This window comes from Bacillus sp. WC2507 (assembly GCF_052656125.1).
In genome coordinates, this window is record NZ_JBQXPN010000001.1 from 603,646 (window position 1) to 618,563 (window position 14,918).

At 37.3% G+C, this 14,918-nt stretch carries 12 protein-coding genes; 11 read left to right on the forward strand and 1 reads right to left on the reverse strand.

Annotation, left to right across the window (positions count from 1 at the left end; translation table 11 throughout):
- Nucleotides 1-119 precede the first annotated feature (119 nt).
- The 9 genes from cspC (at nucleotide 120) to ACUN28_RS03205 (ending at nucleotide 10,985) form a co-directional block, all read left to right on the forward strand.
- Nucleotides 120-317, forward strand: a complete 198-nt coding sequence (gene cspC / locus ACUN28_RS03165) for a cold shock protein CspC (protein WP_001990088.1) — start codon at nucleotides 120-122, stop codon at nucleotides 315-317.
- Nucleotides 318-639: 322 nt separating this feature from the next.
- Complete coding sequence (hpf, locus tag ACUN28_RS03170) at nucleotides 640-1,182, forward strand: ribosome hibernation-promoting factor, HPF/YfiA family (RefSeq protein WP_000671186.1); 543 nt, start codon at nucleotides 640-642, stop codon at nucleotides 1,180-1,182.
- A gap of 275 nt (nucleotides 1,183-1,457) precedes the next feature.
- Nucleotides 1,458-3,965, forward strand: a complete 2,508-nt coding sequence (secA, locus tag ACUN28_RS03175) for a preprotein translocase subunit SecA (RefSeq protein ID WP_098405030.1) — start codon at nucleotides 1,458-1,460, stop codon at nucleotides 3,963-3,965.
- A gap of 144 nt (nucleotides 3,966-4,109) precedes the next feature.
- Nucleotides 4,110-5,208 (forward strand): peptide chain release factor 2 gene (prfB, locus tag ACUN28_RS03180; RefSeq protein ID WP_098405031.1). Its coding sequence is split into 2 segments (ribosomal slippage): nucleotides 4,110-4,181 and nucleotides 4,183-5,208, totalling 1,098 coding nucleotides; the frame shifts between segments, so codons are not numbered across the junction.
- A 562-nt stretch (nucleotides 5,209-5,770) separates the two neighbouring features.
- Nucleotides 5,771-6,094 carry a cytochrome c551 gene (gene cccB, locus ACUN28_RS03185; protein WP_000727965.1) on the forward strand — a complete coding sequence of 108 codons (324 nt, stop codon included), beginning with the start codon at nucleotides 5,771-5,773 and terminating at the stop codon, nucleotides 6,092-6,094.
- Between the two features lie 318 nt (nucleotides 6,095-6,412).
- Entirely contained in the window at nucleotides 6,413-7,099 is a 687-nt protein-coding gene (ftsE, locus tag ACUN28_RS03190; protein WP_000594325.1) for a cell division ATP-binding protein FtsE, read from the forward strand.
- Nucleotides 7,089-7,982: a permease-like cell division protein FtsX gene (gene ftsX, locus ACUN28_RS03195; RefSeq protein ID WP_016085575.1), complete on the forward strand. Its 894-nt coding sequence runs from the start codon at nucleotides 7,089-7,091 to the stop codon at nucleotides 7,980-7,982. The genes ftsE and ftsX overlap by 11 nt, the downstream gene beginning before the upstream one ends.
- A gap of 118 nt (nucleotides 7,983-8,100) precedes the next feature.
- Entirely contained in the window at nucleotides 8,101-9,537 is a 1,437-nt protein-coding gene (locus tag ACUN28_RS03200; protein ID WP_080117803.1) for a S41 family peptidase, read from the forward strand.
- A 263-nt stretch (nucleotides 9,538-9,800) separates the two neighbouring features.
- Nucleotides 9,801-10,985: a PDZ domain-containing protein gene (locus ACUN28_RS03205; RefSeq protein WP_016136021.1), complete on the forward strand. Its 1,185-nt coding sequence runs from the start codon at nucleotides 9,801-9,803 to the stop codon at nucleotides 10,983-10,985.
- A gap of 60 nt (nucleotides 10,986-11,045) precedes the next feature.
- On the opposite strand, the gene ACUN28_RS03210 is transcribed toward ACUN28_RS03205, so the two are convergent.
- On the reverse strand, nucleotides 11,046-11,927 hold the full coding sequence (locus ACUN28_RS03210; protein ID WP_098405033.1) for a LysR family transcriptional regulator: 882 nt from the start codon (nucleotides 11,925-11,927) through the stop codon (nucleotides 11,046-11,048).
- A 149-nt stretch (nucleotides 11,928-12,076) separates the two neighbouring features.
- On the opposite strand from ACUN28_RS03210, the gene ACUN28_RS03215 reads away from it, so the two are divergent.
- Nucleotides 12,077-12,832: an arylamine N-acetyltransferase family protein gene (locus ACUN28_RS03215; RefSeq protein ID WP_016136020.1), complete on the forward strand. Its 756-nt coding sequence runs from the start codon at nucleotides 12,077-12,079 to the stop codon at nucleotides 12,830-12,832.
- 369 nt (nucleotides 12,833-13,201) lie between these two features.
- A complete protein-coding gene (locus ACUN28_RS03220; protein WP_445423350.1) occupies nucleotides 13,202-14,917 on the forward strand; it encodes an ABC transporter ATP-binding protein in 1,716 nt (571 codons plus the stop codon).
- Nucleotide 14,918: the final 1 nt, after the last annotated feature.

The window sequence follows — 14,918 nt, forward strand, 5'->3', positions numbered from 1 at the left end:
CTGTCGAAAGGGATAATAAAAAGACGATAAGTCTTCTTTGACTTCGTAAGTTGTCATTCGTTATAGTCAAATTATGGGGCGAATGCCCTGATTTTTAGAGTGAAGGGAATGGAATGAATATGCAAGGAAGAGTGAAATGGTTCAATGCAGAAAAGGGATTTGGGTTTATTGAGCGTGAAGATGGTGATGATGTGTTTGTTCATTTTTCTGCTATTCAACAAGATGGATATAAGTCATTAGAAGAAGGGCAACAAGTTGAGTTTGACATTGTAGATGGAGCACGTGGACCACAAGCAGCTAATGTTGTAAAACTGTAGGGATATTGTTTTTGGGAAGAGAAAGCTGCGTTTGTGGCAACGTTATATATATGTAGTAGAACCTCTTGTTTTTTGCAAGGGGTTTTTGTTATGAATCAAGTTGTCAAAAAGTTGTTTCTTTTCTGTAACGAATTGTCCACAGTTATATTCGTTATTCACGATGTGAATAGGATAAAATAAAGATAGAAACGATGCATCTTTTCATTTCAACAAAAAACGATAAAAAAATCGCAATTCCACTAATTTTTTTAAAAAAGTTAGAAGGAGTTTTTAAGCCAGTGTCGAAATTATAGTACATAGGCTTGAAAGGAGGAATTCATCTATGAAATTCAACATTCGTGGTGAAAATATTGAAGTAACTCCAGCATTAAAGGAATATGTAGAGAAAAAACTAAGTAAGTTAGAGCGTTATTTTGATACATTCCCAGAGATTAAAGTTAATTTAAAAGTATACTCTGACAAGCAACGTGTCGAGGTAACAATCCCATTTACTGATTTATTACTTCGTGCAGAAGAAACTAATAGCGATATGTACGCTGCTATCGATTTAGTAGTTGATAAAATTGAGCGACAAATTCGTAAACATAAAACAAAGGTAAATCGTAAGTTACGTGAGAAAGGTTCTATGAAAACGAACTTTATCCTTCCAGAAGCAGTAGCTGTTCTAGATGAGGTAGAAGAGGATGAACTAGAACTTGTACGTACAAAACGATTCGATTTAAAACCGATGGACGTTGAAGAAGCGATCCTACAAATGGATATGCTAGGGCATAATTTCTTCGTCTTCACAAATGCTGATACAAATGAAACTAATGTTGTATATGGCCGTAAAGATGGGAAATATGGTTTAATCGAAACTAAATAATAATTCAGAAGCGCAGCCGAAATGGCTGCGCTTTTTTTGCTGGAAATAGATTTTTTTAAAAAATTTTCTTAATTTAGAACGAGACATCTTGCCGATTGTTGTCATAGTTATAAGACAAGTGTTACAATTATCATTAGGTATATACATTTTAGTTTTTTTAATTAGGAGAAAAATTGGCATAACATACATTTGATTTTTATAACGACTGATTGAAATAGAGAAAAAGAAAAAACAATCAGAAGTTTTATTTTAATAAAAAGAGGAGCGTATTTCCTATGATCGGTATTTTAAAAAAGGTGTTTGATGTAAATCAACGCCAAATTAAACGTATGCAGAAGACAGTTGAGCAAATTGATGCATTAGAGCCATCTATTAAGCCATTAACTGATGAACAATTAAAAGGGAAGACGCTTGAATTTAAAGAACGTCTAACAAAAGGTGAGACAGTAGATGATCTACTACCTGAAGCTTTTGCGGTTGTTCGTGAAGCTGCGACTCGTGTTCTTGGAATGCGTCCGTATGGCGTACAGTTAATGGGTGGTATTGCCTTACATGAAGGGAATATCTCTGAGATGAAAACGGGTGAAGGTAAAACATTAACATCTACATTACCTGTATATTTAAATGCCTTAACAGGAAAAGGTGTTCACGTTGTTACAGTCAATGAATACTTAGCACAACGTGATGCAAGCGAAATGGGACAACTTCATGAGTTCCTAGGCTTAACAGTAGGAATTAACTTAAACAGTATGTCACGCGAAGAAAAACAAGAGGCTTATGCTGCTGATATTACGTATAGCACAAATAATGAGCTGGGATTCGATTACTTACGTGACAACATGGTTTTATATAAAGAGCAGTGCGTTCAACGCCCGCTTCACTTTGCTATTATCGATGAAGTCGATTCTATCTTAGTCGATGAAGCGCGTACGCCGCTTATTATTTCTGGACAAGCGCAAAAATCAACAGAGCTATACATGTTTGCAAATGCATTCGTTCGTACATTAGAAAATGAAAAAGAATACTCATTTGATGTGAAGACGAAAAATGTAATGTTAACAGAAGATGGTATTACGAAAGCGGAGAAAGCTTTCCATATTGAAAACTTATTCGATTTAAAACATGTAGCACTTCTTCACCATATTAACCAGGCACTTCGTGCGCACGTTGTTATGCACCGTGATACTGATTATGTTGTACAAGAAGGCGAAATCGTAATTGTAGACCAATTTACTGGTCGTCTTATGAAAGGTCGTCGTTATAGCGAAGGTTTACACCAAGCTATCGAGGCAAAAGAAGGCGTAGAAATTCAAAATGAAAGTATGACGCTTGCGACAATTACGTTCCAGAACTACTTCCGTATGTACGAAAAGTTATCTGGTATGACTGGTACAGCGAAAACAGAGGAAGAAGAATTCCGTAACATTTACAATATGAATGTTATCGTAATTCCAACAAACAAACCGATTGTTCGTGATGACCGTGCTGATTTAATCTTCAAATCAATGGAAGGTAAATTTAATGCTGTTGTTGAGGATATTGTAAATCGTCATAAACAAGGACAACCTGTTCTTGTCGGTACAGTTGCAATTGAAACGTCAGAGCTTATTTCAAAAATGTTAACACGTAAGGGTGTACGTCATAACATCTTAAATGCGAAAAACCATGCGCGTGAAGCAGATATCATTGCAGAAGCTGGTATTAAGGGCGCTGTAACGATTGCGACGAACATGGCGGGCCGTGGTACGGATATTAAGCTCGGAGAAGATATTAAAAACGTTGGTTTAGCCGTTATCGGTACAGAGCGTCACGAAAGTCGTCGTATTGATAATCAGCTACGTGGTCGTTCTGGTCGTCAGGGAGACCCTGGTGTTACGCAATTCTACTTATCAATGGAAGATGAACTAATGCGCCGCTTCGGTTCTGATAATATGAAATCAATGATGGATCGCCTTGGTATGGATGATTCACAGCCAATCGAAAGTAAAATGGTTTCTCGTGCAGTTGAATCTGCGCAAAAACGTGTAGAAGGAAATAACTATGATGCACGTAAGCAGTTATTACAATACGATGATGTACTTCGTCAGCAACGTGAAGTTATTTACAAACAGCGTCAAGAAGTAATGGAATCGGACAACTTACGCGATATTATTGAAGGTATGATGAAATCTACAGTAGAACGTGCTGTTGCGCTTCATACACAAGAGGAAATGGAAGAAGATTGGAACATTAAAGGTCTTGTTGACTACTTAAATACAAACCTTCTGCAAGAAGGAGATGTAAAAGAAGAAGAATTACGTCGCCTTGCTCCAGAGGAAATGAGCGAGCCAATTATCGCGAAATTAATAGAGCGTTACAACGACAAAGAAAAGCTTATGCTAGAAGAGCAAATGCGTGAGTTCGAAAAAGTTGTTGTATTCCGTGTTGTAGATACGAAATGGACAGAGCATATTGATGCGATGGATCACCTTCGTGAAGGTATTCATTTACGTGCTTACGGTCAAATTGATCCACTTCGTGAGTATCAAATGGAAGGATTCGCAATGTTCGAATCGATGATTGCGTCTATTGAAGAGGAAATTTCTCGTTACATTATGAAGGCTGAAATTGAACAAAACTTAGAGCGTCAAGAAGTTGTTCAAGGCGAAGCTGTTCATCCATCTAGTGATGGCGAAGAGGCGAAGAAAAAACCAGTTGTAAAAGGTGACCAAGTAGGACGCAACGATCTATGTAAATGTGGCAGCGGTAAAAAATATAAAAACTGCTGTGGTATCGGAAAGTAATACAGGGCGGTAGCCCAGACTGCTTTGCAAAATTTTACATCAAAAATGTATAATTAAGAAGGATTAAGCTCTCTCCGTCATAAGCGGAGAGAGTTTCCCTTGTTTTCATACGAAAGTAACAGCAATTACATAGAGGTGAAGGAAATGGAATTAGTAGAAATTAGACAAGAATTAGAGAAAATGGCTAAGAGATTAGCGGCTTTTAGGGGGTCTCTTTGACCTTCCTACTAAGGAAAAACAAATTGCAGAATTAGAAGAAAAAATGATGGCCGCAGGATTTTGGGATGACCAACAAGGCGCACAAGTTGTAATTAATGAAGCAAATGCACTGAAAGATATGGTTGGAAAGTTTCGTCAGTTAGATGAGACATTCGAAAATTTGGAAATAACCCATGAGCTTTTAAAAGAAGAATATGATGAAGATTTACATGAGGAGCTTGAATCAGAAGTAAAAGGTTTAATTCAAGAAATGAATGACTATGAACTTCAGTTATTATTAAGCGATCCTTATGATAAGAATAATGCGATTTTAGAATTACACCCAGGTGCTGGTGGAACAGAGTCACAAGACTGGGGTTCTATGTTATTACGTATGTACACACGTTGGGCTGAAAAACGTGGGTTTAAAGTAGAGACTGTTGACTACTTACCAGGTGACGAAGCTGGTATTAAGAGTGTTACTTTATTAATTAAAGGTCATAATGCTTACGGTTATTTAAAGGCAGAGAAAGGTGTACATCGTCTTGTACGTATTTCGCCATTCGATTCTTCAGGCCGCCGTCATACATCGTTCGTATCTTGTGAAGTTGTACCTGAGTTCAATGATGAAGTTGAAATCGAAATACGTTCAGAAGACTTAAAAATTGATACGTACCGTGCAAGTGGTGCGGGTGGACAGCATATTAATACGACAGACTCAGCAGTTCGTATTACACATACACCAACAAACACAGTTGTAACATGTCAGTCAGAGCGTTCACAAATTAAAAACCGTGAGCACGCGATGAAGATGTTAAAAGCGAAATTATACCAAAAGAAATTAGAAGAGCAACAAGCGGAGTTAGATGAAATTCGTGGTGAACAAAAAGAAATCGGATGGGGTAGCCAAATTCGTTCTTACGTATTCCACCCGTATTCTCTTGTGAAAGACCACCGTACAAATACAGAGGTTGGTAACGTGCAAGCAGTTATGGATGGAGAAATTGATCCATTTATTGATGCTTACTTACGTTCTCGCATCTAATAAAGTGAAACTTTAATCAGAGGGAGTTTTGTTCATCCCCACTGATTATCAGCCCGCACTCAACCTAACTTCTTTGCTCTCGCTGAATTTTGAGGCGGGGTCTTACTGCTCACAAATAGCGGGATAAGCGAAAGAAAGCCAACAAAGTTGTCGGCGTATGCTGAGGATAATAGAGGATATAAAGAATTTGATTTTATTTCTATAGATGAAGTAAAGAGGAAGAGAAGTTGGAAACGACAACTTCTCTTTTTGATGGGATTATATGTAGCATACAATGTTGTATATTGTTTTGTAAAAAGTAGAGAATAGTAAAACAGAGCGGCAATAGAGTAAGACTTGAGCAGAACTTTTCTGATTTCCTGTTCAAAAAGAATTCTTTATAGAAGCTTTTACGTTGTTCACAGAATTGAAACAACTTATGAAAGCTTTATATTATCAGGGTTCTTACTGTATTTTTGAAGAATATGAAATATACCTTAGTTTTTCTATATAAAGATAATGCTTATAATGAAAATGAGTGTGTTAGGAATGAAAAGAATATCAACAATGGGGAGCGATAGAAGTGAAAAAGAAATTGTTGGCTATTGCGCTAGGGACATCAGTAGTTTTTGCTTTAGGAGCATGTGGAAATAAAGAAGAGAGTAAGCCTTCGAAACAATCTGCAAGCACAGATAGCGCAGAGCAAATTTATCAAAAAAGTTGTATTGGTTGTCATGCTAAAGATTTATCAGGAGCAACTGGACCGGATTTACGAAAAGTAGGACAGAAATATGATGCAGCAGAGATTGAAAAGATTATTGAAAAAGGTCGCGGTTCCATGTCACCAGGAATCATTCAAGGTGAGGATGCGAAAAAAGTAGCTGAGTGGTTAGCTGAACATAAATAAAAAAGGTAAAGTGGACGAGTTGGTTATATAATCTTATCCCAAAATGATTTTGGGTAAGAACTATGACGACTCGTTTCCTTTTTTTTGGAGTGTAACATAACTGTAACAAAATTGTATCCGAACTGGAAACCGTTTGATGTTACAATGAGGTTTGTAGAATTTTGCTGAAATATATTACATAGTAGTATTGCTTATAAAAAGATTGTAAGTAGACTACCTTCAACAAGAGTGGCCAAGCGAGAATAAAAGGTTCTGTTTTATTTTCAAATGTACAGAAAAGTATTTCGAAAAAAATCATTAAGTATTGGGTGATAAATAATGATAAAAATGACGAATGTTTATAAGGAGTACCCGAATGGTATGAAAGCCATTGCTGGTCTCACAGTTAACATTAAACAAGGTGAGTTTGTATACGTAGTTGGACCGAGTGGAGCCGGGAAATCTACATTTATTAAAATGATGTATCGTGAAGAAAAGCCATCTACAGGATCGATTAATGTAAATGGACTTGTTATTGAAACATTAGCAGAAAGAGATGTTCCCTATTTCCGTCGTCAATTAGGCGTAATTTTCCAAGATTTTAAATTGCTACCTAAGTTAACGGTATATGAGAATGTTGCGTTTGCTTTAGAAGTAATTGAAGAAGAAAAAGAAGCCATTCGTGAGCGTGTAACAGAAGTTTTAGGTCTTGTAGGTCTTGAGGATCGTGCAGACGCACTACCAAGTGAACTTTCGGGCGGAGAGCAGCAACGTGTTGCGATTGCGAGAGCGATTGTTAATAGACCAAAGGTTGTAATTGCCGATGAACCAACAGGTAACTTAGATATTGAAACAGCTCTTGATATTATGAAGATCTTTACGCGTATTAACGAGCGTGGTACAACGATTGTTATGGCGACACATAACTCAGATATCGTAAATACAATTCGTCATCGTGTAATCGCGATTGAAGGCGGAAAAATTGTTCGAGATGAGATTGAGGGAGGATACGGATATGAAGGCTAAGACCCTTAGTCGACATTTGCGAGAAGGTGTAAAGAATCTATCACGTAACGGATGGATGACGTTTGCTTCTGTTAGTGCAGTAACAGTTACATTATTACTTGTAGGTGTCTTTTTAACAGCGATTATGAATATGAACCATTTTGCGACGAAAGTAGAGCAAGATGTAGAGATTCGTGTACACATTGATCCAGCAGCAAAAGAAGCGGATCAAAAGAAATTAGAAGAGGATATGAGTAAGGTTGCAAAAGTAGACTCTATTAAATATTCATCTAAAGAAGAAGAGCTAAAACGCTTAATTAAAAGCTTAGGTGATAGCGGAAAAACGTTTGAGTTATTTGAACAAGATAACCCACTTAAAAACGTATTCATTGTAAAAGCAAAAGAACCAACAGATACAGCAACAATTGCGAAAAAGATTGAAAAAATGCAGTTTGTAAGTAACGTTCAATACGGTAAAGGTCAAGTTGAAAAATTATTTGATACTGTAAAAACAGGACGTAATATCGGGATTGCGCTAATTGCTGGTCTTTTATTCACAGCGATGTTCTTAATCTCTAATACAATTAAAATTACAATTTATGCTCGTAGTACAGAAATCGAAATTATGAAACTGGTAGGTGCAACAAACTGGTTTATTCGTTGGCCGTTCTTATTAGAGGGATTATTCCTAGGAGTATTAGGATCAATTATTCCAATTGGCCTAATTCTAGTTACGTATAATTCACTACAAAGTGTGTTTAACGAAAAACTTGGCGGAACAATTTTCGAACTTCTACCATACAGTCCTTTCGTATTCCAATTAGCTGGTTTACTAGTGTTAATCGGGGCTTTAATCGGTATGTGGGGAAGTGTAATGTCAATTCGTCGCTTCTTAAAAGTATAAAAAGTTGCAAACATAATTCGTACAAGCTTATCATATAGTAGAAATAGGTAAAGGCATCACACACTGTGTGATGCCTTTTGCTACACCACCTGTGTGTTTTGGAAAGGGGAATTCCGCATTGAAACGTAGAGTTGCAATTATTGGAATGGTTGTTGCATTTTTAATTGGTGCTGGCGGAATGTTTGCAGGTATGTCTTTATTTGGGGTTAACCCAGCAGAGGTAACGCAAACAATTTCGAGTGGAAACGCTAGCACCGCGCAAGGGAATTTGGCAAAAATTAATGAGGCGTATGCACTAATTGATTCACGTTATGTGGAAGACGTGAAGGATGACAAGTTAGTCGAAGGTGCAATACAAGGCATGTTGTCTACGCTGAAGGACCCTTATTCCACGTATATGGATAAAGAAACGGCTAAACAGTTTAGTGAATCGCTTGATCCTGAGCTAGAGGGGATCGGGGCTGAGGTGAACAAAACGGACGGTAAGCTTATTATCGTATCTCCAATTAAAGGCTCACCGGCAGAAAAGATTGGAATTAAACCGAATGACCAAATTTTATCTGTAGATGGAAATAGTGTGAAAGATTTATCACGTGAAGAAGCAGTATTAAAGATTCGTGGTAAAAAAGGAACGACTGTCGCGATTGAAATTAAGCGTGCAGGAGTAGCTGATCCGATTGTATTTAAAATTAAGCGTGAAAAAATTCCAATCTTCACAGTGTTTAGTTCTGTGAAACAAGAGAGCGGAAAAGATATCGGTTATATGCAAATCACTTCTTTTGCTGAAAATACGGCGAAAGAATTTAAGGATCAGTTAAAAGAGTTAGAGAAGAAAAACATAAAAGGCTTAGTTATTGACGTGCGTGGTAATCCTGGTGGCTACTTAAATAGTGTAGAAGAGATACTAGGGGAAATTATGACGGATAAAAAGCCGATGCTACAAGTAGAACAACGAAATGGTGAGAAGAAGAAATTCTCTACGGAACTGAAAAAGAGAAAGCCATATCCAATTTCAGTATTAATTGATAACGGAAGTGCTTCTGCTTCAGAGATTTTAGCGGGTGCGCTAAAAGAGGGAGAAGGATACGATTTAATTGGTGAAAAAACATTTGGTAAAGGTACTGTTCAGCAAGCCGTTCCATTTAAAGATGGCAGTAACATTAAATTAACGATGTTTAAATGGCTAACACCGGATGGAAACTGGATTCATAAAAAAGGAATTGCGCCAACAGTAGAAGTGAAGCAACCAGATTATTATCATGCGACACCAATTCAAATTGAAAAGACACTTTCATACAATTCAAATGATGTCCAAGTAAAACACGCGCAAGAAATGCTTAAGAGTTTAGGATATGTACCAGGACGTGAAGATGGATACTTTAGTAAAGAGACAGAATCAGCGCTGAAAGCATTCCAAAATGCGAATGAGATGGAAGCGACAGGACAGCTGGATAAAAAGACAGCTGAGGCGATTCAAACTAAAATTATTGAAAAAATTCGTTCTGGAGAAAACGATCTACAATTACAGTCAGCATTAAAGTTAATAGTGAAATAAAGTGAAACTTTAATCAGTGGGGGTTTTCTTCATCCCCCACTGATTATTAGTTGAACCAATCGGACTTTTATGGGCAGTTGAGACCCCCCACCTAAATTCTTTGCTTTCGCTGAATTTTGAGGTGGGGGTCTTACTCCCCATTAAAGCGGGATAAAAAGAAATACAGTCAGTTTGCTGCCTGTATTTTTTTGTGTTAAACAAACGTTTGTCCAGTTATGATAATATAAAAAGAAAGAATGATATAAATGGTGGTGATTGGGTTCGTGGAGGCATGGATTTTTGAAATAATGCGGGCAGTTGGACGTTTTTTCTTACACCCTGCTGTCTATGTATTTTTAATAAGTAGTATCTTCGTTGGATACTTACGTATGTTACGAGAACGAAAGGATTTTTCCTTTAAAGTTTATGATATTTGGTTTGAACTGCGAACATCTCTATTTGCGGGAGTTGGATACGGATTACTCGTATCTATTATTACAATTGGACTTGGCCTTGTTGTTTCCAAAGCGAGCTTATGGGTCATCTTATTTTGGACGTTATTATTTGGATTAACTGCTATGTACCGATATTTATCAGCAGCTTATACATTTAGTATCGCAATTGTATGCGTTCTATTATCTTCTAAGCTACCAGTTTCCTTCTTACAGCTTGGAGAAGGGGAAGAGAGTACGATTGTATCTCTTGCTATTTTACTAGGCGTCATGCTTGTTGTAGAGGGCTTGTTGATTTCTAAAAATGCAGTAGGATATTCTACGCCGAAGATTCGTAAGGGTAAGCGTGGGCTAAAGATTGGTTTACACGAATCAAAGCGTTTATGGATCGTGCCTATTTTTATTCTTGTACCAGGTGATGCAGTAACGCAGTTTATTTCATGGTGGCCTGTCGTTTCAATCGGTTCAGATACCTATTCTCTATTCCTCGTTCCATTTTTAATTGGATTTATGAGAAAGATTAGAAGTTATGAGCCAACAGAAGCTTTATTATTTACAGGAAGACGTGTCTACGGATTAGCAGGAATTGTACTTGTTTTAGGAATCGCAAGTTATTGGTGGCACGTACTTGCCATTATCGCAATGGGAGTCGCAATGCTTGGGCGTTTCACAATTTCCATGCAAGAAAAAATTGCGGATGAGACAAGACCGGCGTACTTCGCTGCACGTAATGATGGGCTTGTTGTATTAGATACAATCCCGAATACAATTGGGGCAGAGCTGCATTTACTGCCTGGAGAAGTAATTACGAAAGTAAATGGAGTCATTCCAGGAAGCGCTGAGGAATTTTATGATGCGCTTCAAACGAAGACGACGGGGGCATTTTGTAAATTAGAAGTATTAGATACAAATGGTGAGCTTCGTCTTGCTCAAACGGCATTATACGCTGGGGGACATCATGAATTAGGTATTGTATTTGTTCAGCAGGAGCATGAGTGGGATTCGGAAGCTATGTAATAATAAAATGAAAGAAGAGGTTATATAACATTGTAGTTATATAGCCTCTTCTTTTTTGATTTACGGTTTTACTTGAGCGTAATGTTGCACAACAAACTCACGAAACGTTTGTGCAGCAAGTGATAAGTAGTGTTTTTCATTCCATACTAAATGAGGCGTCCATTGGCAAACGGGCTCTTCAATATGGAGAAGCGTTAGCGGGGGCAATTCCTTTTTTGCTGCGATTGGTAAAAAAGCAACGCCAAGTCCAGTGCGTACTAAGCCGCTTATTGCTGCAGGTTCATCTCCTTCACATACAATGTTAGGCGTAAACCCAGCTTGTCTGCAGAAATTGTCTGTAATCTCACGGAAGCTATACCCTGGTTTTAGGGAGATAAAAGGATCATTTGCTACTTCACTTAGCTTGATACGATCGCGATCTTTGAGTCGATGTGTACTTGGTACAGCTAGTACGATCTCTTCGGTCATTAATGGAAGACTATAGACTCCTAGTCGATCAATAGGTGAAGGTGTGAGACAAAAGTCGATTTCGCTTTTTTCAAGAAGCTGAATTTTTAATTCTTCTGTAGATGCTTGTGTTATGCGGAAGTTAATGTGTGGATATAGGGCTAGGAAAGGTGCTAGCAATTCAGAGACCCGATTTAAAGTTGTAGTAGCTACTACAACACTTCCTTGTTCTAATCCAGCCATATCTGTAACTTGTCGTTTGCCTACTTCGAGTGCCTCAAGGGCTGTATCCACTTGCTTGAGAAAAGCCTTTCCGAAAGTGTTTAGACGGATTTTTCGTCCGATTCGATCAAATAAGGGAACCCCTAACTCTTCTTCTAATCGAGAGATAGTAACGCTTAAAGCTGGTTGGGAGATATGAAGTTCTTGTGCCGCTTTTGTTATATGTTCCGTCCGAGCGACTGTCTTAAAATACTTGAGCTGCAGCAATTCCATAAATTATGTTCACCTTCTCTTATATACTCGAAGTTATTAATATGATAGTTATTTTATATTTTTGTTTATCAATAATCAATTTTATAATAGGAGTGTGAAAAGAAATACTATAAGAATTTATATATAGATAAAAATGAGGTGGATGATTTTTGGATATTCAAAAATATTTAGAGCATATTCAATCTGAAAAAAGAGAGGTAAGTTTCTCTTACTTATCTCATCTTCAAAAGCAACATGTACTCAACGTTCACTTTGAGAATCTTGATATTCTTGCAAGAAAACCTCTATCTTTGCGTGAAGAAGATTTATATCAAAAAATTGTTCATGCGAAGAAGGGTGGCGTGTGCTACGAGTTAAACGGAATATTTTATTTTCTGCTAAAAGAATTAGGATTTGATTCCTATCTTATGGCAGGAACTGTATATGTAAGAGAAGGAATTTGGGCTCTTGAAAATGCTCATTTATTCATAATCGCACCAATTGATAATAAAGAGTATTTGGTGGATGTAGGCATGGGCGGTAATTCACCGAGAATTCCTGTTCCGTTGAATGGAGAGGAAGTTGTGGATAGTGATGGTCTTTACCGAGTAAATAAAGACGAGACAACATCATTTTATTATTTGCAAAAAAAGACGGATGATGATTGGGAGATGCTATATCGATTTGAACAGCCGTCTCATAAATGGAACTTGGAAAACATTCATCCAATTTGTGTCTTAACTGAAACAGCTCCAGAATCAATGTTCAATAAGGTGTATTTCCTTTCACGAGTTACAGAAAATGGGCGCATCACCTTGTTAGGAGACACACTGATTATTGTTGATGGAAAAGAAAAAACAAAAGAAAAGCTAGAAAAACATGAGATTGAAGAAACTGTTCGTCGTTATTTTCAAATCCAAGTGTAGTGAGGGGATTTTAGGGTGGGTTAATATGTAAATTTAGATCTACAAGTTAAACCGTTTATTGCACAGTTGGAAGTTACGGGATAAGAACAGAGAAGCGAAAGATTTATCGGGAGTATGATGAGTTTTGAACTATTTAAAGGATGTATTTGTGAAAAAATAAAAGGAACGAAACTTATCAGTAGAGCACTTTGGATTGAATACGATCCGTAACATATAGAAATGAAGCCTAATTTCTCATGGATATAAATGAGGAGTTAGGCTTTTTAAATTTATCCACTTTTTTAGTTTCATAGACGGATAACTTGAATAATTATTTGATAATGGTTATCATTTAGGGAGTCTTTTAATTTTGGAAAATGGAGGTAAGATATGCTACGTAAATTTTTTTCTTACTATAAACCGTATAAAGGTTTATTTATACTCGACTTTTCTTGCGCGGTTGTCGCAGGATTACTAGAACTTGGCTTCCCGCTTATCGTAAATCAATTTATTGATAAGTTATTGCCAGGAAAAAACTGGACGCTTATTTTATGGGCTTGTTTCGGTTTACTAGCAGTTTATATATTAAATGCAGGTTTACAATATGTCGTTACATACTGGGGACATATGCTTGGCGTTAACATTGAGACGGATATGAGGCAGAAATTATTTGATCACATTCAAAAGCTATCATTCAGATTTTTTGATAATAATAAAACAGGTCATTTAATTTCACGTCTTACAAACGATTTAATGGAAATCGGGGAAATTGCTCACCATGGGCCAGAAGATTTATTTATCGCTGTTATGACTTTAGTTGGGGCATTCTCATTTATGATGATGATCAACTGGAAGTTAGCGCTATTAACGTTCTTCGTCATTCCATTCCTACTATGGTTGGCACTTTACTTCAACAAAAAAATGACAGGTACGTTTAGACGTTTATTCTCAGATGTTGCGGATTTCAATGCATGTATTGAGAACAACGTTGGTGGTATTCGCGTTGTACAAGCATTCGGAAATGAAAAGTTTGAGAAAGAACAATTTGCTGTGAACAACGCTCGTTTCCGTACAACGAAATTAATGGCGTATAAAATTATGGCGTTAAATTCATCGATTAGTTATATGCTCATGCGTCTCGTAACGCTCTTCGTCTTAATATGCGGTACATGGTTTGTTCTGCAAGGCGAATTAACGTACGGTGGATTTATCGGATTCGTTCTATTAACGAATATTTTCTTCCGTCCAATTGAAAAAATTAATGCGGTAATCGAAAGCTATCCGAAAGGGATTGCTGGTTTTAAGAGATATGTAGAGCTTCTTGAAACAGAGCCTGACATTGTAGACTCTAAAGATGCGATAGAAGTAAAACATGTACATGGTGATATTCAATATAACAACATTACGTTCGGATATGAAAACAAAGAACCGATATTAAATGAGATTAGTTTGAAAATCCATGCAGGTGAAACGGTTGCTTTCGTTGGACCGTCAGGGGCAGGGAAAACAACACTATGTAGTTTATTACCACGATTTTACGAGCAATCATCTGGATCGATTCAAATTGATGGTATTGATACGAAAGATATGACGTTATCTTCACTTCGTAAGCAAATTGGAATTGTGCAGCAAGATGTGTTCTTATTCTCAGGAACGATTCGTGAAAATATCGCTTACGGAAACTTAAAGGCGTCAGAAGCTGAAATTTGGCAGGCGGTAAAGAGAGCTCAATTAGAAGATTTAATTTACTCACAACCAGACGGTTTAGATACTGTTATCGGTGAGCGCGGTGTGAAACTTTCAGGCGGACAGAAACAACGTCTAGCTATTGCTCGTATGTTCTTGAAAAACCCGCCAATTTTAATACTAGATGAAGCGACTTCCGCATTAGATACAGAGACGGAACTTGCGATTCAAAAATCGCTTGCAGAATTAGCAGTTGGCCGTACAACGTTAGTTATCGCTCACAGACTTGCAACGATTAAAAATGCAGATCGTATCGTCGTTGTAAATAAAGACGGTATTGCAGAGCAAGGTTCACATGATGAATTAATTGAGCAAGGCGGAGGATACAGTAGGTTATACGAAGCTCAGTTTAGTTCGTAAA

What these genes read in the sequence shown, in the direction of transcription:
- ACUN28_RS03210 (WP_098405033.1), bottom strand. Translation starts at nt 11,927, where the DNA reads ATGGAATTGCTGCAGCTCAAGTATTTTAAGACAGTCGCTCGGACGGAA.
- ftsX (WP_016085575.1), top strand. Translation starts at nt 7,089, where the DNA reads ATGAAGGCTAAGACCCTTAGTCGACATTTGCGAGAAGGTGTAAAGAAT.
- cspC (WP_001990088.1), top strand. Translation starts at nt 120, where the DNA reads ATGCAAGGAAGAGTGAAATGGTTCAATGCAGAAAAGGGATTTGGGTTT.
- ftsE (WP_000594325.1), top strand. Translation starts at nt 6,413, where the DNA reads ATGATAAAAATGACGAATGTTTATAAGGAGTACCCGAATGGTATGAAA.
- ACUN28_RS03220 (WP_445423350.1), top strand. Translation starts at nt 13,202, where the DNA reads ATGCTACGTAAATTTTTTTCTTACTATAAACCGTATAAAGGTTTATTT.
- secA (WP_098405030.1), top strand. Translation starts at nt 1,458, where the DNA reads ATGATCGGTATTTTAAAAAAGGTGTTTGATGTAAATCAACGCCAAATT.
- hpf (WP_000671186.1), top strand. Translation starts at nt 640, where the DNA reads ATGAAATTCAACATTCGTGGTGAAAATATTGAAGTAACTCCAGCATTA.